General features: G+C 27.7%; 19 protein-coding genes. 8 read left to right on the forward strand and 11 right to left on the reverse strand.

Annotation, left to right across the window (positions count from 1 at the left end):
* Window positions 1-5: 5 nt before the first annotated feature.
* Both CP965_RS02870 and CP965_RS02875 read right to left on the reverse strand, forming a co-directional pair.
* The gene (locus tag CP965_RS02870; RefSeq protein ID WP_323807966.1) at window positions 6-1,292 is read right to left on the reverse strand and encodes a DEAD/DEAH box helicase; all 1,287 of its coding nucleotides are present in this window, start codon (window positions 1,290-1,292) and stop codon (window positions 6-8) included.
* 8 nt (window positions 1,293-1,300) lie between these two features.
* The gene (locus CP965_RS02875; protein WP_129060548.1) at window positions 1,301-1,627 is read right to left on the reverse strand and encodes a hypothetical protein; all 327 of its coding nucleotides are present in this window, start codon (window positions 1,625-1,627) and stop codon (window positions 1,301-1,303) included.
* Window positions 1,628-1,751: 124 nt separating this feature from the next.
* On the opposite strand from CP965_RS02875, the gene CP965_RS02880 reads away from it, so the two are divergent.
* Window positions 1,752-2,906 (forward strand): murein transglycosylase domain-containing protein, encoded by a 1,155-nt coding sequence (locus CP965_RS02880; protein WP_129060549.1) that lies wholly within the window; start codon window positions 1,752-1,754, stop codon window positions 2,904-2,906.
* Here the strand turns inward: CP965_RS02880 and CP965_RS02885 are convergent.
* The 3 genes from CP965_RS02885 to rraA form a co-directional block, all read right to left on the reverse strand.
* Window positions 2,879-4,129 (reverse strand): ComEC/Rec2 family competence protein, encoded by a 1,251-nt coding sequence (locus CP965_RS02885; protein ID WP_129060550.1) that lies wholly within the window; start codon window positions 4,127-4,129, stop codon window positions 2,879-2,881. The genes CP965_RS02880 and CP965_RS02885 overlap by 28 nt on opposite strands.
* A gap of 40 nt (window positions 4,130-4,169) precedes the next feature.
* Window positions 4,170-6,263, reverse strand: a complete 2,094-nt coding sequence (ovoA, locus tag CP965_RS02890; RefSeq protein ID WP_129060551.1) for a 5-histidylcysteine sulfoxide synthase — start codon at window positions 6,261-6,263, stop codon at window positions 4,170-4,172.
* Window positions 6,264-6,370: 107 nt separating this feature from the next.
* Window positions 6,371-6,850 carry a ribonuclease E activity regulator RraA gene (rraA, locus tag CP965_RS02895; RefSeq protein ID WP_129060552.1) on the reverse strand — a complete coding sequence of 160 codons (480 nt, stop codon included), beginning with the start codon at window positions 6,848-6,850 and terminating at the stop codon, window positions 6,371-6,373.
* 105 nt (window positions 6,851-6,955) lie between these two features.
* On the opposite strand from rraA, the gene CP965_RS02900 reads away from it, so the two are divergent.
* Window positions 6,956-9,772: a transporter substrate-binding domain-containing protein gene (locus tag CP965_RS02900; RefSeq protein WP_129060553.1), complete on the forward strand. Its 2,817-nt coding sequence runs from the start codon at window positions 6,956-6,958 to the stop codon at window positions 9,770-9,772.
* 16 nt (window positions 9,773-9,788) lie between these two features.
* On the forward strand, window positions 9,789-10,220 hold the full coding sequence (locus tag CP965_RS02905; RefSeq protein ID WP_129060554.1) for a response regulator transcription factor: 432 nt from the start codon (window positions 9,789-9,791) through the stop codon (window positions 10,218-10,220).
* On the opposite strand, the gene CP965_RS02910 is transcribed toward CP965_RS02905, so the two are convergent.
* The gene (locus CP965_RS02910) at window positions 10,217-12,052 is read right to left on the reverse strand and encodes an ABC-F family ATP-binding cassette domain-containing protein (protein ID WP_129060555.1); all 1,836 of its coding nucleotides are present in this window, start codon (window positions 12,050-12,052) and stop codon (window positions 10,217-10,219) included. The two genes, CP965_RS02905 and CP965_RS02910, sit on opposite strands and share 4 nt — an antisense overlap.
* Window positions 12,053-12,125: 73 nt before the next feature.
* The gene (locus tag CP965_RS02915; protein ID WP_129060556.1) at window positions 12,126-12,884 is read right to left on the reverse strand and encodes a lysozyme family protein; all 759 of its coding nucleotides are present in this window, start codon (window positions 12,882-12,884) and stop codon (window positions 12,126-12,128) included.
* Window positions 12,885-13,005: 121 nt separating this feature from the next.
* Between CP965_RS02915 and CP965_RS02920 the strand changes: the two genes are divergently transcribed.
* On the forward strand, window positions 13,006-13,713 hold the full coding sequence (locus CP965_RS02920; RefSeq protein WP_129060557.1) for a hypothetical protein: 708 nt from the start codon (window positions 13,006-13,008) through the stop codon (window positions 13,711-13,713).
* A 73-nt stretch (window positions 13,714-13,786) separates the two neighbouring features.
* Complete coding sequence (locus CP965_RS02925) at window positions 13,787-14,383, forward strand: DUF2238 domain-containing protein (protein WP_129060558.1); 597 nt, start codon at window positions 13,787-13,789, stop codon at window positions 14,381-14,383.
* 57 nt (window positions 14,384-14,440) lie between these two features.
* Here the strand turns inward: CP965_RS02925 and lpdA are convergent, their stop codons facing one another.
* Genes lpdA through aceE form a run of 3 tightly spaced genes read right to left on the reverse strand, consistent with a single transcriptional unit; the run spans window position 14,441 to window position 20,657 of the window.
* Window positions 14,441-16,231: a dihydrolipoyl dehydrogenase gene (gene lpdA / locus CP965_RS02930; protein ID WP_129060559.1), complete on the reverse strand. Its 1,791-nt coding sequence runs from the start codon at window positions 16,229-16,231 to the stop codon at window positions 14,441-14,443.
* A gap of 9 nt (window positions 16,232-16,240) precedes the next feature.
* On the reverse strand, window positions 16,241-17,974 hold the full coding sequence (aceF, locus tag CP965_RS02935; protein ID WP_129060560.1) for a dihydrolipoyllysine-residue acetyltransferase: 1,734 nt from the start codon (window positions 17,972-17,974) through the stop codon (window positions 16,241-16,243).
* Between the two features lie 10 nt (window positions 17,975-17,984).
* Entirely contained in the window at window positions 17,985-20,657 is a 2,673-nt protein-coding gene (aceE, locus tag CP965_RS02940; RefSeq protein WP_129060561.1) for a pyruvate dehydrogenase (acetyl-transferring), homodimeric type, read from the reverse strand.
* 265 nt (window positions 20,658-20,922) lie between these two features.
* Between aceE and CP965_RS02945 the strand changes: the two genes are divergently transcribed.
* Both CP965_RS02945 and lipA read left to right on the forward strand, forming a co-directional pair.
* Window positions 20,923-21,660, forward strand: a complete 738-nt coding sequence (locus CP965_RS02945; protein ID WP_129060562.1) for a lipoate--protein ligase family protein — start codon at window positions 20,923-20,925, stop codon at window positions 21,658-21,660.
* Window positions 21,641-22,543: a lipoyl synthase gene (gene lipA / locus CP965_RS02950; protein WP_129060563.1), complete on the forward strand. Its 903-nt coding sequence runs from the start codon at window positions 21,641-21,643 to the stop codon at window positions 22,541-22,543. The genes CP965_RS02945 and lipA overlap by 20 nt, the downstream gene beginning before the upstream one ends.
* Window positions 22,544-22,561: 18 nt before the next feature.
* On the opposite strand, the gene CP965_RS02955 is transcribed toward lipA, so the two are convergent.
* The gene (locus CP965_RS02955; protein WP_129060564.1) at window positions 22,562-23,293 is read right to left on the reverse strand and encodes an IclR family transcriptional regulator; all 732 of its coding nucleotides are present in this window, start codon (window positions 23,291-23,293) and stop codon (window positions 22,562-22,564) included.
* Between the two features lie 361 nt (window positions 23,294-23,654).
* Here CP965_RS02955 and CP965_RS02960 point away from each other — a divergent pair, with 361 nt between their 5' ends.
* On the forward strand, window positions 23,655-24,788 hold the full coding sequence (locus tag CP965_RS02960) for an HpcH/HpaI aldolase/citrate lyase family protein (RefSeq protein WP_129060565.1): 1,134 nt from the start codon (window positions 23,655-23,657) through the stop codon (window positions 24,786-24,788).
* Window positions 24,789-24,801: the final 13 nt, after the last annotated feature.

Here is a 24,801-nt window from a genome sequence, read left to right on the forward strand (position 1 = left end):
ACTATTTACTTTCTTCTAAAACTTCTATTAGAGTCTCTTTTAGTAGTTTTTTTAGATTTTGCCCCTGTTTTTTTAGGTTCACTTGAAGAAGTTTTTCTTCCTTTTTTTTCACTAAGCTTTTTCTTTGTTTGGATTCTTTGTCTTGGTTGTCTATCTTTTAAAGGAAAATCTTCATGTATTTCTCTTTTGATATTTAGTCTTAAGTTTCTTTCTATTTTTGTAAAATGATTATAATCTTCAACTGTTAAAATTGTAATTACTTCACCCCTATTACCTGCCCTACCTGTTCTTCCCACTCTATGAGTAAAGTCATCAGTTGATTCAGGTAAATTATAATTAATTACTAAAGGAAGTTTTTCAATATCTAATCCTCTTCCTGCAATATCAGTTGCAATTAATACTTGAATCTTTCTATTTCTAAAATCTTTTATTGCTTGAACTCTTTGTTTATATTCTATTTCTCCGTGAATTGTTGCTGCTTTAACTCCATGGGTATTAAAATGTTCTAAAGCAGCATCAGCACTCTCTTTTTTATTTACAAATAAAAGTATTTGATTATAAGCTGAATCTTTAATAAGCTTAGTAACTAATTCTTTTTTCTTTTTTATATCAATTTTATATGCTTTATGATCAATTAGACTAACAGTATCTCTTCTATCATGAATTTGTACAGTTACGGGCTCTTTCATAAATTGTTTAGCTAATTTTTGTATATTTTGAGAAATAGTTGCAGAACACATTACAATCTGTTTATAAGGAGAGCAGTAAGAAAAAATTTCTTCAACTTCTTCTAAGAATCCCATTTCTAGCATAGTATCTGCTTCATCTAAAACAAGGTAATTTACACTACTTAAATCTAATATTTCACTTTCAACTAAATCTTTTAATCTTCCAGGAGTAGCAACAATAATATCAATTCCACCTTCTATTATTTGCTCTTGTTTTGATTTGCTTATTCCTCCCATGATTTTTGTATGTTTTACTTTTAAAAACTTTCCATAATCATTTAAAGATTTAGAAACTTGTTCTACAAGTTCCCTTGTAGGAACTAAAATCAATCCTCTTAAAACTCTATTATTATAATTTAATTTTGAGTTTACTTTATTTAATAAAGGCAATACATACGCAGCTGTTTTACCTGTACCAGATTTTGAAGCGGCAATTACATCTATATTCTTATTAATAAGCGGTATTACTTTTTTTTGAACCTTAGTAGGAATTGTGTAAGCTTTCTCTTCAATAGCCGCATTTATTGACTTATGAAAATTAAATTCTAAAAACTTTTCTATAATTTATCCTTTTAATAAACATTTGCTAATTCATCATCTAAATATGAATCAATTTTTTCAACTAAAGTTTCATAGGAAATCTTACCTTTTTTGTTAAAAAGTACCATTTCTTCACCAAACTCATCTTTAATATAATGATTTTCATCACTTTTTATTTTATTATATAACTCTTTTATATCTTCAGCTGAATCAATTGCATTATATAAAAACCAATTTGCAGTTGTATTTTCATATCTAATTAAACCATAAGTTTGTGCTTCATCAATATAATCTTGAATTGTTCCATTTTCAAACTTTGCACCAACTACTATATCATATTCATTTAATACCATTTCCATAAAAATAAACCTTAACTACTATATTTATTACGCAATCATATCTAAATAGTAGTTACTTATTTCTTTAAGAGTAAAGTTTACAATTCTAATATTGTTTTTAAAAGATTTTTTGTATGATTAAGTAATGAAAAAGTTTATCTTAATAACTCCTCTTATTTTTTTTACAGCTTGTAGTGTAAGTGATTTCCAAACTATAACAAATGCTGCTTTAAGTAAAGACCCTTCACAAGCTTTACAATCCTTAGCAAAAACAAGGGTTACAAGTTATGCTACAAATCCAAATAAACTTGTAAGTGATATTAAATTTCTTTCTTCTTTGATAAAAAATATTGATAAAAACTGGGGTAAAGATAATAGAAAAGTTCCTCAACCTAAAGAGTATGTTAAATATTTACAAAACTATAAAAGTAGAGCTTACATTGATTTTGATAAGGGTATTGTAACTGTTGAAACACTTGATGAAAAAAATACAAAAAAGAGCTTAAAGAATGCTATTATAACTACTTTATTACTTCCTGAAGATCCTAGATCTTTTGATTTATTTGGAACAAAAGAAGTTAAATTAGGTAAAACTCCTTATTTATTAGGAGAAGTTAAAGATGATCAAAATAAAAATATAAGATGGCAGTGGAGAGCAAATAGATATGCTGATATTTTATTAAAAAATAAGTTAAGAACAAAAAATATAAAAAGAAATAATAAAACACTTAAAGTATCTTATGTACAAATACCTATGTCAAAAGACCATACTGATACAAGAATTGAAAAAGTTAAACCTTATGTAAAAGAGTTTGCAAGAAAATATAAAATAAGTGAAACTCTTGTTTATGCAATTATAAGAACAGAAAGTAATTTTAACCAATTTGCAGTAAGTCATGCAGGAGCTATAGGCTTAATGCAAATTGTTCCAAGTAGTGCAGGAATTGATGCTTACTCTCATATAAAGGGTAAAAAATGGAAACCTACTAACTCTTATTTATTTGATGCTAAAAATAATATTGAATTAGGTACTGCTTATATTGATATTTTAAATTCTAAATATTTAAAAGGTATATCAAACAATATTTCAAAAGAGTATTGTGTAATAAGTGCCTATAATACTGGTTCAGGAAATGTTTTGAAAACTTTTTCTTCCAATAGAGCAACAGCTATAAACAAGATTAATTCAAAAAATCCTAGAGAGGTTTATAATACCTTAAGAAGTGACTTACCTTATGAAGAAACAAGAAATTACTTAAAAAAGGTAATTACTTATAAAAAAGAGTTTACAAACATATAAATATTATAAATTATCATTAAAAAATTTAAGATAATAAAAGCTTTTTTACTAAAAATACTTAGTAAAGAAAATAAAATATAAATTATAAAAAACCAAATAGATGTCGAAAACTCAAAAACACTCATTTTATAGTTTAAAAATAGCAAAATATATTTATCAAAATAGTCTGCAAAACCAAAAAGATGTAAAAAAGCTTCGAGAGGATAAAAAAAAGTAAAAAATATTGTTAAAAATGGAGAAAATAATTGTTCATAAGAAATATTATAAAAAAAGAAATGAACAATAGGATTAAAAACAAAAAATATCCAGAAGTTAAATAAAAAAATTGCAAAGATCTTAGATATATTTTTAAAATAATGAATATATAAAAAGATATAAAACACTCCTATAATAGAAAACCATAAAGAAATAGAAAAAAGATATTTAGGGAAAATAGCGATAATTATAAGTAAAGTTATAGCTAGTGTCTCAAAAGATAAGACTTTAATATTAGTTCTTAAATAAATAAAAGCTAAAAAAAACATAATAAATGAACGAAGTAATGAAGGAACGATATTTGTTAAATATAGATAATAAAGTAAAATAACTATAGTAATAATCATTACATCTACTTTTATATTTCTATAGGGAAAGTATCTTTTTTGAAAATAAGAATAAGGATAGTAAAAAACAACAAAAATAATAAAAGAAATAATAGATAAATGAAAACCAGATATAGCTATTAAATGGCTAATTCCAAAATCTGTATAGATTTGTCTATTATCTTTAGAAATAGGAATCGCTAAAAAAAGAGCATTAAAAAGTTCTTGTATTCTTTCATCATTATGGCTTTCATTGATTTTATTAAAAATACTTCTTTTAAAACTTTTATTAGTTTTTATTTCTTCATAAAAAATTGATTTACTATAAAAACCTTTTAGAAATTTATAAAAAGATACACCTTTAGATAAAACTGCAATTGTTATTATATCTAGTTTATTAATTTCTTCTTGTTTACTAATTGAAGTAAAAAAGCTCAATTTATCATTTTGTAATTTTAATATATAAAAGTCTTCTTTATCATAAATATTTATTATTTCAAATTTATCTAAATAAAGCTCTTCTTTTTTAAAGTCTTTGTATTTAAAATATTCATAAAATATATTAAATATAAAAATACATATAAGAATTGAAAAAAAACTAATTAATTGTTTTTTATTGGAGATCAATTGTAAACTATCCATAAAGAGTAGTTTACAATTTTTTATTTTATAATCTAATTTATTATTTAAACTTCTTCCAAATACTCATTTGTGAAACAGTGTGTTGATGTTTTCTTGCTGTTTCTCGTATAACAAAAGGAACATCAATAGTTTGAATTAATTCAAATCTATCTTTAAGCTTCTCTTTTAAAGTATCTAAAGTTTTTATTTCCTTATTATCTTTAATATAACCACCTAGCCAATTCTCTTTGGGAGTATAATCTTCAAGCCAAGTATAAGGAGATAAAAGTACAAGTAAGCCATCTTTATTTACTCTATTAGGGATATCATCTAAAAACTTTTGAGGATAATATAATCTATCAATCAAGTTTGAACAAAAGATTAAATCATAAGCAGAATATAACTCTTTTAAATTGCAGGCATCTCCTTGCATAAAACTTACTTTTTCTTTTGTATTTTCTAAATCAAAGTCTTTTAAAGAAATTATTTTTTCTTCAAAAAGTTCTCCTTCTGTTGCAACTTTGTAAGTTAAAGTATCATATTTTTTAAGTTTAACCCCTACATTAATAAAGTTTGCACTAAAGTCTATTCCTAATACTTCATCAAAATATTTTGCTAATTCAAAAGTACTTCGACCAACTGAGCATCCTAAATCAAGTGCTTTTTTTGTTTTAATATTCTCAAAATAAGGTTTTAATAACTCAACACTTTGTTTTGGAAAATTTTTAACTCCAAAATTTTCTTCTCCATAGTGAAATTCACAGTATTGAGAAATTTGCTCATCTGTTTCATATACATTATCATTAAGCTCTGTTCTATAATCATTAGAACTTTGAACATATCTAAAACCTGCATGTTGAAAAAAATGTTTTCTAAAAGCATACCTTGCACTTCTTAAAACTTCATTTCCCAAAGAAATGAAAGAACCACCTTTCATAAGAGCATGTCTATCATCAAAAGTAGGAGTAGTAAAATCGTCATACACAGGATGTGTTTTAAAACCATCAAAAGGATAAGTTGGAGTAAGACTCCACTGCCAAACATTTCCAACTACATCATAAAAATCATCCATTTTATATTTATCAACAGGAGTTTGATTAAAGTATTTAAGACCAATATTTGCTTCTTGTTCTTGGGCTTTTACAAAATCATTTAATCTATAAAATTCATCTTCACTAGGAAGTCTTACTTCAAACCCTAACTTTTCACTTTTATATTTACAAAAAGCTTCTGCTTCATATACATTTATATCTACAGGAAAGTTTAAAGGTAAAGGAACAACTCGATTTATTTCCCTTAAATAATACCTTCCTTCTTTTTTTATCCAAAAAACTGGATGTTTTGCTTGTGAAACCTCTAACCATTCTTTTCCATCTTCTGTAAAATATTCAGGTTTAGAATAAGCACCATCTTTAACAAACTCTAAAAATTCTCCATTTGAAACAAGATATTTTGAAGCTTTGAAGTCTTTTATTGAAGCTTTATGAAAAGAAAATTCATTATCCCAACCATAATAAATAGGATTATCAAAATCTTTTTCTAAAATTACTTCACCACCTTTTACTTCCACTAATTCATTTTGAGGGAAAGTACTTGAAAAATCATTACAGTAAGGAAATATCTCTTTTTCATCTAAATATTTTATATTTAATTCTCTAAGTAAAACAGATGATGTTTCAATATGAATATTTTCATGCTCAATTCCCATTAAAATAACCCACATAGGACTATCCCAATTTATTGGCATAGTAAACTCCAAAGTTTCAATAAGTTCTAATACTAAATTTTTAACTTCATCTCTATATGCTTTTGTCTCTTCAAAACTTGGCCAAGTATAATGCTTATTATTTAAATCATCCCAACTCATTTCATCAACACCAATCGCAAATATAGCCTCATAAGTTTTATTAATTCTTTTATCAATAATATTTGCAATATTCAATTTATTTATAAAAAAAGTAGCTGTATGTCCAAAATAAAAAATTAAAGGATGTCTTAATCTATTTGGTTGTTTAAAGATATGTTTTTTATCTTTTAATATTTCAAATAATTTTTCATCTAGTTCATATGTTTGTAAAAAATATTTTTTAATTTCTTCTCTTTTTTCTTCAACTGTACCCTCATATAAATTTATTGTACTTTTTTTATAATTCATTAATTCCCTTTATCATTTCAAAAATCAGTAATTGACATTTTATTAGTTTTTTTTAACTTTTTGTATTAGATTAATAGTCATCTTAACTTCTTTTTTATTTACTTTATTTATAGAAGCTTCCCTTTAGAAAGTATGATTCCATCTACATCAGCATATACAAAATCCCCATTATTAAATTGTACTCCACAAAATGAAAGTTCAAGATCTCTTTCCCCTTTAGTTTCAGGAATATATTTTCTAGGGCAAGTTCCCCTTGCATAAAGAGCTACAGGAATATCTTTGATTTGTTCTGTATCCCTTACATAACCATTTACAAGTATAGCTTCATAGTTATTCGAATAAGCAAACTTCATTAAATTTTCACCAACTACAGCAAAATACTCATCATCTACATCAACAACTACTATTTTCCCTATTCCATCTTCATCTCTTAAAATTTTAATAAGTTCACTATTATTTTTATCAAGTTTTACAGTTATAACCTGTGCACAAACTTTATCTTTTGCTCCATAATTTTTAAATTCATTATCAAGAACATGAACTTTGTCAGGATATTCATCACATAAATCAGCAGTAAAAAAACTCATTGTATTCCTTTTTTATTTTATTTTTATATTATCTCAAAATAATTTTAAGTTAGTCTTATTTTATTTTGCAAAAATTAATATAAAATAATATATAATGAAATCATTATGGTGAAACTACTTATTTTATTATTACTTCTTTTAAATGCTCAACTATTTGCCCAAAATAAAATTATATTAACCAACGAAGAGAAAGACTTTTTAAAAAAAAATACACCTTTAAGATTACATAATGAACTAAACTGGCCTCCTTACAATTTTTATGAAAATAATGAAGCAAAAGGTTTTTCTGTAGACTACATAAATCTTTTAGCCAAAAAACTAAATATCAAAATAAAATATATTACAGGTCCTTCATGGGATGAGTTTATGGAAATGCTACAAAATGATGAACTTGATGTAATAATTAATATATCAAAAAATAATAAGAGAAATAAAGACATAGCCTTTACCTCTGTTTTTCATACGGCAGCTAATGCAATTTATGTAAAAGTAGGTAATGAAAAAATTGATTCACTAGAAAAACTTGAAGGCAAAACAATTATAATGCCTAAGGGTTTTTTTGCTCAAAAAGCTATTGAAAAATACTACCCTAAAATAAATCAAATTCATGTAAAAGACTCTTTAGAAGCATTAATGCAATTATCTCTAGGGAAAGCAGATGCAACCATTGGAAAGAAAAATGTTCTTGATTATATAATTGCTCAAAATAATATTTCAGGAGTTATACCTACAAACTATATTGATGATAATAGAATTGTAAGCTTAATAAGAATTGGAACCTCAAAAAATAAAGTTATTTTAAGGGATATATTAGAAAAAGCCCAAAGAAGTATCTCAGATGAAGAGTTATTAAGTTTAAAAAGAAAATGGTTTGGAAGTCATAGTAATATAAATAATTCATTAAAAAAAGAGTTTTTAAATGAAAAAGAATTAAATTATATTTCTAAAAGGAATATAATTAGAATGTGCAATATAAATGACTTAACTCCTATTTCTTTTAAAGAAAATGGACAAATAAAAGGAATTTCAATTGATCTTATAAGAAAAATAGAAAATCTTATACATGTAAAATTTCTTCCTATTGATACTGTTTCTTGGGAACAAGCAAAAGAGTTTTTAAAAATAAAACAGTGTGATTTAATCCCTACAATAACAAATAGTACAGAACTCATTGATTTTGCAAATTTTACTAAGCCTTATTTAAATTATAAACAAGCAATAATAACTCAAAAAGATGAATCTGTAGTTTCAAGTTTAGAAGATATTCTTGATAAAACTATGGCAGTAAAATATAATTCACAATTAATTAAAATATTAAAATCTACACATCCTGATTTAGATGTTTTACTTACAAAATCAAATAGAGAAACTTTAGAGATGGTAAGTAAAGGAAAAGCATATTTTACTGTACAACCCTTACCAATAGCTTCTTATTATATTTCCAACTACGCTTTAAAAAACCTATACATTTCCCGATATACAAATATGAACTATACTGTAAATATGGCTATTCATAAAGATAATGAAATTTTACTTAATATTCTAAATAAAACTTTAAGTCAAATAAGTCCCCATGAACATAGAGAGATATTTAATAAATGGACTGCTGTATCTTTTGAAGAAGGCTTTGATTATACTTTAATGTGGCAAATTATAATTATAGTATTAATTGTTTTTATTATTGTATCTTATAGACAAAATATCCTTAATAAACATAATAATAAATTACAAGAAGCCAATAATAAAATAGAAGAAAAAACTCTTGAACTTGCAAAACAAAAACTTCTTTTTGAAACTTTATATAACAAATCCTCTGACGGAGTATTTTTAATAAAAGAAAAAAAAATTATTGATTGTAATGAAGCTAGTTCTAAAATATTAGGTTTTCATAAAATAGAATTACTTGATAAACATTTATATGAATTAGCTCCAGAATATCAACCTGATAATACATCTTCTCATAGATTATTTGAAAATAAAATTGAAAAAGCACTAATTTTTGGAATGAGTACATTTGAAGCAGTTCTTAAAGGAATTGCAGATAAAAAAATTTGGGTTGAACTTGTATTAACAGCAATTGAGATAGAAAACCAGAGAGTTATCCATACCGTAATCAGAGACATTTCAAAAAGAAAAGTCTTAGAAAAACGACTTGAAGACTTAAACACTAATCTAGAAGAAAAAATCAAAAAAGAAGTAAGAAAAAATGAAAACAGTACAAAACAGTTAATTCAACAAAGTAGATTAGCCCAAATGGGAGAAATGATTTCCATGATTGCTCACCAATGGAGACAGCCTTTATCAGCGATATCTGCAACAACAAATAATCTTTTAATAAAATTAATGATAGAAAATAAAATTGAGAAAGAAACCCTTGAGAAAGAATTGAATTTAATAACAGACTATTCTCAACATCTGTCCTCAACAATAGATGATTTTAGAAACTTCTTTAAAAGTGATAAAGGAAAAGAAAAATTTAATATAGAAGAAATGATTCTAAAATCAATTAATATTATAAAAACATCTATTGAAGCAAAAAATATAAAACTGGAAATATACTTTGAAAAAGATTTAGAAATTTATTCTTATCCCACAGAAATACAACAAGTTGTTTTAAATATTTTAAAAAATGCTGAAGATGTTTTATCTGAAAAAGACTTAGATGAAAAAAAGATTTCTCTAAGTACTTATAAAAACAAAGAAAATATAATAATAGAAATACATGATAACGGTGGAGGAATAGATAAAAAAATTATAAAGAATATATTCGATCCATATTTCTCTACAAAAAGTGCACAAGATGGAACAGGATTAGGTCTTTATATGAGTAGAATCATTATAAATGACCATTGTAATGGAGATTTAAAAGTTTTAAATGAAAAAGATGGAGCAACATTTTTTATTCAATTACCCATTAAATAATAAGAAAGGAAAATAAATGAGTTCTAACTTAAAAGAATTAGTAGAATATAGTAAAAAACTTAACATACTTTTTATTGAAGACAATAATGAAGTAAGAGAACAATTATATAAATTATTTAAAAATTTTTTTGAAAATATTGATAAATGTTTTAATGGAGATGAAGCATTAGAAAAATATAAAAAAAAAGAAAAAAACTATTATGATTTAATTATTAGTGATATTAGTATGCCAAAACTTGATGGAATTCAATTATGTAAAGAAATTATAAAAATAAATAAAAAACAAGAAATATTAATTGTATCTGCCCATACAGAAAAAGAAAAATTATCACAGTTAGAAGAAATTGGGATTGAAAACATTCTTCAAAAACCAGTTGAGCATATAAGTTTAATTAATACTCTAAGTAAAATTATAAACAATATAAAAAGAAATAAAGAAGAGAGTTAGAGTTCCTCTAACTTCTTATCATATAAAGCCATTAGCTCATCTAATTTAAGTTGATTCTCTTCTAAAGACTCAAACATCTGCTCAACTTCATCTTCATGTTTTTTGATTATTTGAGACAGTTCTATAATCTTACTATTATCACCTTGATTTGAAGCTTGTATAAGTTCTGCTTGATATTTTTCAATATCGTCTTCTACTTCCATAATAGAATTTTCAAGCTTTTCAATCTTCTTTTTTAAAGGATTTGTTTCTTTACTTCTTTCTTGGATTATTGAAGCTCTTAATTTTTTATTCTCTTTTTTGTTTACTTTTGCTTGTTTTGGTTTCTCTTTTTGCTCTTCACCTTCTTCATCTTCCCAACCAATTTTTTCTAAAAACTCATCATATGTTCCATCAAAATAATCAGCTCCATCTTTTGCAAAAACAATAAGTCTATCACATACTTGTCTTAATAACTCTTCTGAGTGAGTTACTATAATACAAGAACCCTCAAAGTTTTTAATAGCTTTTGTAAGTGAATCAATTGATTGCATATCTAAGTGGTTTGTTGGCTCATCAAGAAATAATAGGTTTACATCTTTTGCTAAGATTTGTCCTAGCATTACCCTACTTTTTTCTCCCCCCGATAATAAAGAGATTTTCTTTTTAACATCATCTCCACTAAACATCATAGAACCACAAATACCTCTTACTGTAGATTCAGAAAGTTTTGCATTAGAAACATAGATTTCATCCATTATTGTATTGTTTGGATTAAGATGGGAAATATTTGTTTGCCCAAAGTGTCCAAAGGTAGTAGTTCCATGATAATCTATAGTTCCACTAAGTGGTTTTAGCTCTTTTGCAATATTATTTAGAAGTGTAGACTTACCCTTACCATTTTTACCGATAATTCCTAAAGTCTCACCCTTTTTTAAAGTAAAAGAGATATCTTTAAAAAGTATTTCATTTTCTTTGTATCCAAAACTTAAATCTTTTACATCAAGTAAAACTTTTGCAGGAGTATCTTTATAGTTAAAATCAAACTCTAAAGTTGATTCATCTACAATAGAATCCATCTCATCCATTTTTTCTAAAAGTTTTACTTTTGATTGAGCTTGAGCAGCTGTTGAAGCTCTTGCTTTATTTTTAGCAATGAACTCTTCTAACTCTTTTCTTTTTTTATCTTGTGCTTCTTTTTGTTTTTCATAGTGTTCATCATTTGCTTCAAGTTGGGCATAAAACTTATGAGTATTTCCTTCAAGCATAAATAAAGACTGTCTTACAATACCCATTGTATGAGTACAAACAGTATCCATAAAGTCTCTATCGTGAGTGATAATGATAACTTCTCCATCAAAGCTTTTTAAAAAGTTTTTTAGCCATCTTAAAGATAAAATATCTAAGTAGTTTGTAGGCTCATCTAGAAGTAATAGATTTGGTTCAGTAATTAAAAGTTTTGCTAAGTTGATTCTAATTTGATAACCACCAGAAAAAGATAGTGGATCTTTTTGTAAGTCTTCATGACTAAACCCAAGACCAAAAAGTATCTTCTCAACTTTATAAATAGAGTACTTATCATCTTCAGCTAAAGCCAAAGCTGTTTCATCTACTAATGTCTTTTCACTAAATTCCAAATGTTGTTTTAAAGCACCTATTTTATAGTTTTTAGGAATTAAGATTTCCCCATCATCAGCTTGCTCTTCACCTAAAATAAGTTTAAAAAGTGTTGACTTACCTGTACCGTTTCTTCCTACAAGCCCAACTCTTTGACCTTGTCCTAATATTAAATTTAAATCTGTAAATAGTGTCTTTTCACCAAAATGTTTTGAAAGATTTTTTAGTTGTATCATAATGCTCTTTATATTTTTTGTTTTAAAAAGTGATTGTACAGTAAAGTCAATTATAGATTACTCAAAGAAATATTTACCAGCTTTCATCAAAACTTTTATTATTGGAAATATCTTTTGTAAGTTCAGTAAGTCCTGTTTTTTCTAATACTTTATTTACTTTTACAGGCCAAGTTTTTCTATAGTTAAAAGAGTTCTTCTTTCCACCAACATGATTTATAAACTCTTTATTTAGCTTTTTTGTAAAAAGTATCTCTTTCCCATGTTTTTTAACTTGCTCATCTAAAAAGGCTCTTGCACAACTAAAAGCTTTAAACCTATTGTTGTAACTTATCCAAAGAGTGCAAAACTCCTTTATATTTTGTAGGTTTGCTTTTATCTTTGCTTGTTTATTGTAATCAAAATAATCTAGGTTTGTAGTAGTTCCTGCAATTCCTTTAGGTCTATAATCTTTTTTTAGACTCTTTGGTCTTTGTTTCCAAAAGAGTTCTTCTTTTTTATAACTTTTTATCTCTTTTGTATTATATATTACTTTATAAGGGTTTTTAGTATTAGGTAAATATAAAGAAGGAAGAGCAATATCATTCTTATTTGCTCCAAGGCTTAGAATATTTCCAGAAATAGAAGCTACATAACCTCTTCCATACCCAGATTCAACACTTGCTATTGCTAATATAGCTGCTGGTGGCATATTGTATTTTAAAGCTATGTCAACGGTTTCTTTTACTAAAGAAGAGTAAAATTTCTTTACATGAGTATATTTTCTATATGAAAAATTCTTGTCATATGAAAATAAACAGTTTGTAAGTATAAGTACTAATAAAATTTGTTTCATATTTTATTGTAACATAATATTAAAAAGTATTACAATTTATAAATAATTTATTTATAAACATAAACTAATATTAAGTTAATTAATATTACAATTCTTAATATTAGATTAATAAAGGATTAGTATGTTTATTAACTCTTCCACTAACATAATAAACTCTTTTAAAGAGATATTACCTTTGCCTGAACCACAAGAACTTGACCAAGAAACAGTAGATAAAATAAATTCTTCTATTGCAAATATTGAAAATGATAGAAAAGAGTATCAACCAACAAAAGAACAATTAGAAGAAAATCCTTGGTTAAAAAATGCTGTAAATGGCATAAGAAAAGTTTCAGACATAATTGAAGATTTCAAAAATGGTAAAGATGGTTCAGGAGATTTTACTATAACATCTTATTCTCAAGATAGCTTTGATGTACATGAGGATAATATAAGAACTCATTACTATAATATATATGCACAAGCAGACTATACTACATCACACTTAGCATATGATGATGAAAACTTCACAAGAGAAGGTCAAACAAGAGTTAGTAAAATTGCTTTTCATGCTAGTTATTATGAAAAAAGTGTAAATGAACAAAAAGAGCTTCAATTAAATTTTACACTTGAAAAAGATACAGAAAGTGTAGATTTTAATAAATTATATGAGAGATTAAAAACTAACAAAAGTTTTGAAAAAAGCTTTATAGCTAATATTGAAAGTCATTTATACAAAGGGGATAGTTCAAAATTAATTAAGCAATTGGAAAAAGTATTAGAACTTGATGATTCTACTTTAAAATATAGAGATTCTAAAAATTCAACACTTTTAGATATTTTTGTATAATAATTTCCTTAATTTTTTTTAATTTAAAATATATTATAAAGGTAACTAGAAAAGAATCAAAAGGTAAAGCTAAATGGAAAAATCTCATAAAATAATTTATGGCATTTATATATTGATTTGGATTATCCTAGCAATAAATCCTAAATATCCAGAAGATTGGTTTTTAGAAAATATATTAGTATTTCTATTTTTTCCATTTGTTCTTTGGAGTGATATAAAATATAAATACACACTTTTAAGTATCATTTTTCTTTTAATATTTGCAAGCTTACACTCACTAGGTGCTCACTTTACTTATGCCGAAATGAAATACTTTAATTTCGTATCAGAACTTTTTGGATTTGAAAGAAATCATTTTGATAGATTAGTACATTTTCTTTTTGGATTACTTATTTTTAGAATTTTATTTGAAATAGTCCTTGTTTATTCAAGTAGTTTTAGAAGTGCCCTATTTTTTACTTTTTCTTTAGTTGTTTGTATTGCTACAATTTATGAATTAGTTGAATGGTTTGCTGCTATTACTTTCTATCCTGAATTAGGAATGGCTTTCTTAGGAACTCAAGGAGATATTTGGGATGCACATAAAGATACATTTTTAGCTTGTATTGGTGCTTTGATAAATATTATATTTTATAGAAGTTATAAAAAACTATGGATTTTAAAGAGATAAAAACCCTACCTTCAAAAAGAAGATAGGCTTTATTTTAAATAGTTAAAAAGACTTAAACTATTTTTTCTTTACAGCTTTTTTGTTTGGTAAGTCAGTAATACTTCCATGGAAGATTTCTGCACACATACCAACAGATTCATGTAAAGTAGGATGTGCATGAATTGTTAATCCAATATCTTCAGCATCACAATCCATTTCAAGAGCTAATGAAATTTCACCAAGTAATTCACCTGCGTTTTCACCAACTAAAGAACCACCGATTAACTGCTCTGTATCTTTATCAAAGATTAGTTTTGTCATACCTGTTTCAGATACATCTGAAGCTAATGCTCTACCTGAGGCAGACCAAGGGAATGATGCAACTTCATAGTTGATTCCAGCTTCTTTTGCTTCAATTTCACTCATACCAGCAGTTGCAATTTCTGGGAATGTATATGCAATACCAGGAATTTGTTTAGGTTCAAAGAACACTTTGTGACCTGCAATAACTTCTGCTGCAACATGACCTTCATGTACTGCTTTATGAGCAAGCATTGGTTGACCGATAATATCACCAATAGCATAAATATGAGGAACATTTGTTCTCATTTGATTATCAACTGCAATGAATCCTTTCTCATCAACTTCAACACCAGTATTTTCTAAGCCTAGGTTTAATCCATTTGGAGTTCTTCCCATAGCTACTAATACTGCATCATAAGTTTGAGGTTCTGCAGGTGCATTTTCACCTTTAAACTCTACATAGATACCTTCTTGTTTAGGAATAATAGCTTGAGTTTGAGTTTTAAACATAAAGTTAAACTTCTTCTCATTTGCTTTTGTATATACCTTAACGATATCTTTATCAGTACCTGTCATAACTTGAGGACCTCTAACTACTACATCAATCTGTGAACCTAATCTTTGATATACTGTAGCCATTTCAAGACCAATAATTCCACCACCCATTACAAGTAGTCTTTTTGGAACTTCTTTTACTTCAAGTGCATTTGTAGAATCCCAAATTCTTGGATCTTCATGGGGAATGAATCCCATTTTAGAAGATTGAGAACCAGCTGCAACAATACAATTATCAAAAGAAACTTTAGTTTGCTCACCTTCTTTATCTGTATGATCAACAATTACTGTGTTTTTGTCTATAAACTTTGCAACACCTTGAACAACAGTTACTTTTCTCATTTTAGCCATAGCAGATAGACCATCAGTAAGTTTTTTAACAACTCCTGATTTATATGCTGCTACACTTGGTAAATCAATTTCTGGTTTAGAAAACTTTATTCCAGCATGTTCAATATGAGCTGCTTCATCAATAACTTTAGCAACATGAAGTAATGCTTTTGAAGGAATACAACCAACATTTAAACAAACTCCACCTAAAGTTGGATGTCTTTCTACTAAAACAGTATCTAAACCTAAGTCAGCACATCTAAATGCAGCAGAATAACCACCAGGACCAGCTCCAACTACAAGAACTTGACCTTTTATTTCTTTTGCATTAGCATTTACTTCAACATTTGTAGGTTCTTTTTTAGAAGGAGTACTTGAAGCAACAGCTGGTGCTGGTACTTCTTTAGCCTCTTCTTTTGCAGGTTCACTATCTGCTTCACCTTGAACTTCTACACGTGCAATTATATCACCAGAGTTTACTTTATCACCAACTTTTACAAGAATTTCTTTAATAACTCCTGCTTGGGTTGTTGGAACGTCCATTGAAGCTTTTTCAGTCTCTAAAGTGATAAGTCCATCTTCTACTTCAACTTCATCACCAACTTCAACCATAACTTCGATTAAGTCTACGTCTTTATCTGCACCTAAATCAGGAATATGAATATCAACTATTTTACCCATCATTACTCCTTATAGACTTAATAGTCTGATGTCACTTAAAAGCTTAGATAATGTAGTAGTAAATCTAGCACCGTCAGCTCCATCAATTACTTTGTGATCATAAGATAACGATAATGGTAACATTAATCTTGGCACAAAGTTTTCTCCATCCCACACTGGTTTCATTTCAGATTTAGATAATCCTAAAATTGCAACTTCAGGAGCATTAATAATTGGAGTAAATTTAGTTCCTCCAATTCCACCTAAAGATGAAATTGTAAATGAAGCACCCTGCATATCATCAGATTTAAGTTTTCCTTCTCTTGCTCTGCTTGATACATCAGCCATTTCAAGAGCAATCTCTTTGAAACCTTTTTTATTAACATCTTTAATTACAGGAACTACAAGACCATTTGGAGTATCTACTGCAATTGCGATATTGAAGTATTTTTTCATAATTAAGCTTTGACCATCTGTGCTTAATGATGAATTAAATTTAGGATGAATTTCAAGTGCTTTAGCTACTGCTTTTACTACAAATACTAGTGGAGATAATTTAAATCCATCAGCAATTGCATTTTGAGCTTTTCTAAACTCTTCCATTTCTGTAATATCTGCTTCATCAAATTGAGTAACGTGAGGCATTGAAACCCAGTTTCTATGTAATGATGGACCAGAAATTTTCTGAATTCTACTAAGCTCAACAGTTTCAGTTTCACCAAATTGTGAGAAGTCAATCTCTTTAAGCTCAGGGAAGTTGAATCCAAGACCAGTTCCAGTTCCTGCAGCTGCTACTGCTGGTTTAGATAATTGCTCTTTTACATAAGCTTTAATATCATCTTTAAGGATTCTTCCTTTTCTACCAGTTCCTTTTACAAAACCTAAATCAACACCAAACTCTCTAGCTACTTTTCTAACAGAAGGAGAAGCATAGATTTTCTTAGCTTTTTGGGTTAATACAGATGTAGCTTCAGGAGAACTAACTGCTGCAACTTCTTGAACTGTAGTTACTTTCTTTGGCTCTTCTTTTTTAACTGGTGTTTCTTCTTTTTTAGCTGGAGTTGGAACTTTTGATTCCATAACTACAGTTTTAACCATTTTTGCAATTAAATCACCAGAATTTACTTTCATTCCAGCTTCTACAAATAATTCAATAATTTCTCCTGCAAATGGAGCTGGTACATCCATAGAAGCTTTTTCAGTTTCTAAAGTAATAAGACCATCTTCAAATTCTACAGTATCTCCAACTGAAACCATTACATCAATTAAATCAACATCTTTATCTGCTCCTAAATCAGGAACATGAACTTCTTCAACAACTGAACAAACAGTTTGTTCATTTACAAAATGACAAGAAACTTGTGCACCTGCAGCACTAATAGCTTGTAATTCAGCTTCTGCTGCTTCTAGTCCCATTGCTTCAGAAGAACTTGCTGCTGGAGCTGATTCTTCTTTTTTTGGTTCTTCTTTTGCAGATTCAGCTACTACAGGTTCTTCAGTTTTATCTTCTGCGGCACCCTCTTCTTCAATTTCAACTCTAGCAATTAAATCCCCAGAGTTTACTTTATCTCCAACTTTTACAAGAATTTCTTTAATAACACCTGCATGAGTTGTAGGAACGTCCATAGAAGCTTTTTCAGTCTCTAAAGTAATAAGACCATCTTCAACTTCTACAGTATCTCCAACTTCAACCATAACTTCGATTAAATCAACGTCTTTATCTGCTCCTAAATCAGGAATAAAAATATCTACTAAAGTACTCATCTTTTACTCCTTACGCTTTTACTGGGTTGATTTTATTTACATCAATATTATATTTCTTAATAGCTTCATTAACAACTGATTTTTCAATTTTACCTAGCTTAGCTAATTGTGCTAATGTTGTAAATACAATAAAGTTAGTATCAACTTCAAAGAATGTTCTTAAGTTAGCTCTTGAATCTGATCTACCAAATCCATCAGTTCCTAATGCTTTAAATGATCCTTTTACAAATGGAGCAATTTGCTCAGAATAAGACTTCATATAATCAGTTGCAGAAATAATAATATTTTCATCATCACTTCCAAGAACTTGATCTACATATGCCACTTCATCTTGGGCATCTACATTTAGTAAGTTTCTTCTTTCAACATCTTGAGCTTCTCTTGTTAATTCATTGTATGAAGTTGCAGAGTAAATATCTGTAGCAATTCCATATTCATCAGCTAAAATATCAGCTGCTGCTAATACTTGTTGGAAGATTGAACCAGAACCTAATAATTTAACTTTATAATCATTTTTAGCTTCTACAGTTTTTAATTTATAGATACCTTTTAAGATACCTTCTTCAACACCTTCTGGCATAGCAGGTTGTTTATAGTTTTCATTTAATGTTGTAAGATAATAAAATATATTTTCTTGGTTTTCACCATACATTCTTTCAATACCTTTTTGAACAATAACTGCTAACTCATATCCAAATGTTGGGTCATAAGTTACACAATTTGGTACTGTATTAGCAATAATATGAGAATGTCCATCTTCATGTTGTAAACCTTCACCATTTAATGTAGTTCTACCTGATGTTCCACCAACTAAGAAACCTCTTGCCATTTGGTCACCAGCTGCCCAAGTGATATCACCTGTTCTTTGGAACCCAAACATTGAATAGAAGATATAAAATGGAATCATTGGACAATCATTAATTGAGTATGAAGTTGCTGCTGCAATCCAAGAACCCATAGCTCCAAGCTCATTAATACCTTCTTGAAGTACTTGACCTTTTTTATCTTCTTTATAATATGCAACTTGATCTCTATCTTGAGGAATATATCTTTGCCCTTCAGAAGAATAAATACCTAATTGTCTAAACATACCTTCCATACCAAAAGTTCTTGCTTCATCAGGAACAATAGGAACAATTCTTTTTCCAATTTTTTTATCTTTAACTAATACATTTAAAATTCTTACAAATGCCATAGTTGTAGAAATTTCTCTATCTCCACTTCCATCTAAAACAGCTTTAAATTTATCTAATGCTGGAATCTCAAGTTTTTCAGAAAATTTTGGTCTTCTTTGAGGAAGAGGACCATGTAGTTCAGCTCTTCTTTCTTTCATATACTTCATTTCAGGAGAATCTTCTGCAAATGTATAATATGGAAATTTTTCTAATTCCTCATCTGAGAAAGGAATTCTAAATCTATCTCTAAATTGTTTTAGTGAATCAGTATCAACTTTTTTAACACCGTGAGCAATATTTTTACCCTCAGCTGCTTCACCCATTCCATAACCTTTAATTGTTTTAGCTAAGATTACAGTTGGTCTATCTTTAGTTTCCATAGCTGCTTTATATGCTGCATAAACTTTTAATGGATCATGTCCACCTCTGTTTAATGCAAAGATTTCATCATCTGACATATTTTCAACTAATTTTGCAGTTTCAGGATATTTATTAAAGAAGTTTTCTCTTGTGTAAGCTCCACCTTTTTGTTTAAAGTTTTGGTATTCTCCATCAACTGTTTCTTCCATAAGTTGAAGAAGCTTTCCTGAAGTATCTTTTCTTAGTAATTCATCCCATAATCTTCCCCAGATTACTTTAACTACTCTCCATCCATTTCCTCTAAAGTTACCTTCAAGTTCTTGAATAATCTTACCATTTCCTCTTACAGGGCCATCAAGTCTTTGTAAGTTACAGTTAATAACAAATACTAAATTATCTAATCCTTCTCTTCCAGCAAGTCCAATTGCACCTAAAGATTCTGGTTCGTCACACTCACCATCACCCATATAACAATAAACTTTTTGTTCAGAACAATCTTTAATTCCTCTATCTGTTAAGTATTTTAAAAATCTTGCTTGATAAATTGCTTGAATTGGTCCAAGTCCCATTGATACTGTTGGAAATTGCCAATATTCAGGCATAAGTTTTGGGTGTGGATAAGAAGATAAACCGTCTTCTAAAGCTTCTTGTCTAAAGTTGTCCATTTGAGCTTCAGTAATTCTACCTTCAACAAAACTTCTTGCATAAATACCAGGAGCAATATGTCCTTGATAAAAAACTAAATCTCCACCATCTTTTTCATTTGGTGCTCTAAAAAAGTGGTTAAAACCTACATCATATAATGTTGCAGATGATTGAAAAGATGCGATGTGTCCACCAAGTTCTAAATTCTTTTTAGATGCTCTTTGCACCATTATAGCTGCATTCCATCTAATTGCAGATCTAATTTTCTTTTCAATATCTCTATCACCAGGCATTTTTGGTTCATCATTTACATCAATACTATTTAAGTATGCTGTAGTAGCCTTAAAAGGTAAGTAAGTTCCTTTTCTTCTAGCTTTATCTATTAATTTTTCTAAAAGATAGTGTGCTCTTTTAGGTCCTTCCGTTTCTAATACTGCATCCAGAGCCTCTATCCACTCTTGCGTTTCAGCTGGATCAATATCATTTAAGTTTAAATCTGACATTTGCACTTCCTTGTAAAGAATTTAACTAGAAAATCTAGTTTTTAGAAATGAACATATGTTCATTGTGTAAAAATTGTGTAGTCATTCGTACCGTCAAGTCGAATTATGAACATATGATACTTTAATATTATTAATCTTTTCTTAATATACTTTTTACTATATTTGGGTTAAGTTTTATAATAAAAAAATCTAAATATAATGAAAAATAAAGTCAATAACTATTAATTTTTTAATAGTAACAATAGGATTATAATAAGAAAAAGTTATGAAAGAATTACAAAGTGAATTTAGAGTAATAAACTCTGGCAGAAACAATGCAAAAAATAACATGGCTACAGATGAGGCTTTATTATCTTGTTATGAAAATGAAGAGCAAGCAATTCTAAGGGTTTATTACTGGAACAAATCCTTTACTATAGGTATTTCTCAAGATTTTGAGACATACTCATATTTAAAAGAGTATACAGATTTCGCTAAAAGAATTACTGGTGGAGGAGTATTATTTCATGGACATGATATTTCATACTCCTTAGTTATACCTACAGTTTTTTTAAAGGATTTAACTATAAAAAAATCTTATGAATTTATTTGTCAATTTATACTTAATTTTTACAAAAAATTAAATTTAGATGCAAATTATGCAAAAGATTGTAGTGATATTACTTTATCAAAAAGTGATTTTTGTCAAGTGGGTTTTGAGGCTTATGACATTATAGTAAATGGAAAAAAAATTGGTGGTAATGCACAAAGAAGAACCAAAAAAGCAATATTTCAACATGGTTCAATTCCATTAGAATCACTAAACAATTCTTTTGATAAAAAAATTGGAACTACACTTAAAGAATTTGATATAAATTTAGACTATAAAAAAGCTTGTTTGTTACTTATTGAAGCATTTAATGAAACTTTTAATGTTCATTTAATTGATAGTAAACTAACTAAAAAAGAAGAAAATAAAAAAAATCAACTACTAAAGGATAAATATGACTATTGCAGAAAATAAACTTACACCAAAAAAGAAAGTAGATTTCAAAAAACCTCAGTGGTTAAGAAAAAAACTTGTACCAAATGCACAAAAAGAGATGGAAGAATTACTTGGAGAACATGGACTTCACACTATTTGTCAAGAAGCAAAATGTCCAAATATTTCAGAATGTTATGCAAAAAAGAATGCAACTTTTCTTATTTTAGGGAATATTTGTACAAGAAGATGTTCTTACTGTAATGTACTTACAGGTAAACCTACTGAAGTTGATTTAGCAGAGATTGATGGAGTTACCCAATCAGTAATCAAATTAGGATTAAAATTTGTTGTTATTACAAGCCCTGCTAGAGATGATTTAAAAGATGGTGGAGCAAAACAGTTTTACAGAGTTACAAAAAATATTTTAGAAAAATCACCTGGAACACAAGTTGAAATTTTAATTCCTGATTTTCAAGGAAAAGAAGAATCATTACAAACTGTAGTTGATAGTGGAGCAGTAATTATTGGTCACAATATTGAAACAGTGCCTTCTTTATATAAAATTAGAAAAAATGCTTCATATAAAAGATCTTTAGAAGTTCTTAAAAAGTTAAAGGAAATAGGTAAAGATAAAATAAAAACAAAATCTGCACTTATGGTAGGACTTGGAGAGACAGAAGAAGAAATGGTTCAAGTATTTAAAGATTTAAGAGAAGTTGGCTGTGAATTTTTAAGTATTGGTCAATACCTTGCACCTTCAGGAGACTATGAAAAAGTTAAAGAATTTGTAACACCAGAACAATTTGCAAGATATAAAAAACTTGCTTTAGATTTAGGGTTTAGTTTTGTACATTCAACTCCATATGCAAGAAGCTCTTATTTAGCTCATGAATATTTATCAAATAATCAAGGAACTCTTTAAAGTTCACTTGATTATATATTATATATTATATTTATTTACAGTTAAAAATATTTCTTGCCCCAATTTATGTAGCTTTTCTAAGTCAAGCCTTACTGAAAGTCCAGAAATTCCAATCGTTGCAATAAGTTTGTTTTTTTGATTAAAATAAGGAACTGCAACAGACCTTAATCCAAACTCATACTCTTCATTACCAATAGCATAACCTCTTTCTTGAATTAAATCTAACTCTTTTTGAAGTTTTGATGTAGAAGTTATTGTATTACTTGTATATTTTTTTAGTTTTAAATTTTTCAATTCAATATCTGAAAAGGCTAATAATATTTTACCAAAAGCATTTGTATGAATAGGACTTTTTAAGCCTACTGAATTTCTAGTTTTTAAAACTCTATTAGAATTATCAATTTGATTTAAATATAATAAAGACCCCTCTTCAAAAACACCTAAATAAGAACTTTCACTTGAAAGTTCATGAACTTCTTCTAATATTACTTTAGTTTTTTCTACTAATCTATCTCTATCTTCATCTTCTAAAATACTTTGCATAAAATCACTTAAAACTATTTCTTTACTATTTTCTTTATATTCTATAAAACTTTCATCAATAAGTGTAGAGATTAATCTTGACATAGTACTTTTATCTATAAGAAGTTTTTGACATAGAGTATTTGCAGTAAGTGGTTGATTTGCCATCATTATCTCTTTTAGAATTTTTAAACCTCTAGATAAAGACTTATTTCTACTATTTTGCACTTAAAGAAACTCCCAATCATTTATTTGATTTATACTAGCATTTTTTATCTAAATATCAGAAAAAAGTAACAGTATATAGCTATTGGTTACATTTTTTTTTACAAATTTAAAAAAAAATATTTTATTATTTGTGACTCATTTTTAATATTTTCTCACTATATGCAACTTTTTAATGAACATATTCTAAAATCCCTTTTTTATGGTATCTTGAGACTTTATTAAAATATTCTTAATTTTAATATATAATTTTATTTTTTTGGTTATGTTTATATTTTCTATGGATTAATTTCAGTGTCAGAAGAAAAATTACATATTAAAAGTATCTAATTTTTTTCAAAAAAAATGAAAAGAGGTAACTATCATGACTGCATCAGTTGTAGATTTATCAAAACTAACAGCAAATGATGATTTAACTCCTGTGTTAGGTGGACACTGGCCTGGAATTCAAATCTATTATCCACCAATCAAATATAATCCATTAGATGGAAGTTATGAGACAATGGAACAAGCAAAGCTTAGATTACAAAAGCATGCTTATAAAACAAAAGCTCATACTGTTTTATTTGATTTAGAAGATGGTTGTAGACAAAAAGCTATGTCAAGAAAACTTTTAATTGAGGAATTACCAAAGTTCCCAGAAAGAGATTTTCAAATAGCTATTAGAATTAACCCTTTTAGAACAGATGAATATGAAGAAGATTTAAAAATGATTAAACAAGTGCATAAATACATCGATGCAATTGTTTTAGCAAAAGCTGGGGAAGTTTATGGAAGTGCAGAGATTAGAGATTTATCTTCTTGGTTAGTTTCTATTGGAAGTAATTTACAAATTCAACCAATTATAGAACATCCAAAGTCTTTACAAATTGCAGACAAATTAATGAGTCACTCTACAGTTAAACATGTAGTATTTGGTATTCACGATTTCTCTAAAGCAATGGCTTATAAAATCACGCCTGAGGGTTGGATTGATGAGTTAGAGACTTTCTTTAATATGCTTACTATGGAAGCAAGAGTTAAAGGAAAAGGTGTAATTGGTGGGGTTGAAGTACTATTAACACCAAACTCTTTACCTGATTCTTGTGTTGAGAAAAAAGATATTAGAAGATGGTTGGATTTACATGGTGATGATGCTTCAAGACATGTTTATGCCCATGCAAAAAGAGAAACTGCAATGGGATTAACAGGTAAACAAGTTATTACTCCAAATCATATTAATGTTTGTAAAGTTGCATTTACACCATCTCCTAAAGAGATTGCAAAAGATGTATCTATTTTAAGAGCTGCTATAGAAGCAGATGCATTATTATCAGGAGCAATTAGATATGAGGGAGAAATGTTAGATCCTCCAATGTTTGGTAAATCTTTACAAAACTTATTAAGAGCATATGCTTTAAATAGTCTTTCAAAAGAAGATGAAGCATTTGCAGTAAATGTATTAAATAGAATGCCATTACATACATTTAAAGAAAACTGGCCATACGGTCTAATCTAAAGAAGGGAGTTAA

The organism is Halarcobacter mediterraneus, assembly GCF_004116625.1.
Classification (GTDB): Bacteria; Campylobacterota; Campylobacteria; order Campylobacterales; family Arcobacteraceae; genus Halarcobacter; species Halarcobacter mediterraneus.

Coding starts and splice junctions, on each gene's coding strand:
- CP965_RS02960 (WP_129060565.1), top strand. CDS start 23,655: ATGACTGCATCAGTTGTAGATTTATCAAAACTAACAGCAAATGATGAT.
- aceF (WP_129060560.1), bottom strand. CDS start 17,974: ATGAGTACTTTAGTAGATATTTTTATTCCTGATTTAGGAGCAGATAAA.
- CP965_RS02900 (WP_129060553.1), top strand. CDS start 6,956: ATGGTGAAACTACTTATTTTATTATTACTTCTTTTAAATGCTCAACTA.
- CP965_RS02905 (WP_129060554.1), top strand. CDS start 9,789: ATGAGTTCTAACTTAAAAGAATTAGTAGAATATAGTAAAAAACTTAAC.
- CP965_RS02920 (WP_129060557.1), top strand. CDS start 13,006: ATGTTTATTAACTCTTCCACTAACATAATAAACTCTTTTAAAGAGATA.
- CP965_RS02885 (WP_129060550.1), bottom strand. CDS start 4,129: ATGGATAGTTTACAATTGATCTCCAATAAAAAACAATTAATTAGTTTT.
- lpdA (WP_129060559.1), bottom strand. CDS start 16,231: ATGGGTAAAATAGTTGATATTCATATTCCTGATTTAGGTGCAGATAAA.
- lipA (WP_129060563.1), top strand. CDS start 21,641: ATGACTATTGCAGAAAATAAACTTACACCAAAAAAGAAAGTAGATTTC.
- ovoA (WP_129060551.1), bottom strand. CDS start 6,263: ATGAATTATAAAAAAAGTACAATAAATTTATATGAGGGTACAGTTGAA.
- rraA (WP_129060552.1), bottom strand. CDS start 6,850: ATGAGTTTTTTTACTGCTGATTTATGTGATGAATATCCTGACAAAGTT.
- CP965_RS02925 (WP_129060558.1), top strand. CDS start 13,787: ATGGAAAAATCTCATAAAATAATTTATGGCATTTATATATTGATTTGG.
- CP965_RS02945 (WP_129060562.1), top strand. CDS start 20,923: ATGAAAGAATTACAAAGTGAATTTAGAGTAATAAACTCTGGCAGAAAC.
- CP965_RS02915 (WP_129060556.1), bottom strand. CDS start 12,884: ATGAAACAAATTTTATTAGTACTTATACTTACAAACTGTTTATTTTCA.
- aceE (WP_129060561.1), bottom strand. CDS start 20,657: ATGTCAGATTTAAACTTAAATGATATTGATCCAGCTGAAACGCAAGAG.
- CP965_RS02880 (WP_129060549.1), top strand. CDS start 1,752: ATGAAAAAGTTTATCTTAATAACTCCTCTTATTTTTTTTACAGCTTGT.
- CP965_RS02910 (WP_129060555.1), bottom strand. CDS start 12,052: ATGATACAACTAAAAAATCTTTCAAAACATTTTGGTGAAAAGACACTA.
- CP965_RS02875 (WP_129060548.1), bottom strand. CDS start 1,627: ATGGAAATGGTATTAAATGAATATGATATAGTAGTTGGTGCAAAGTTT.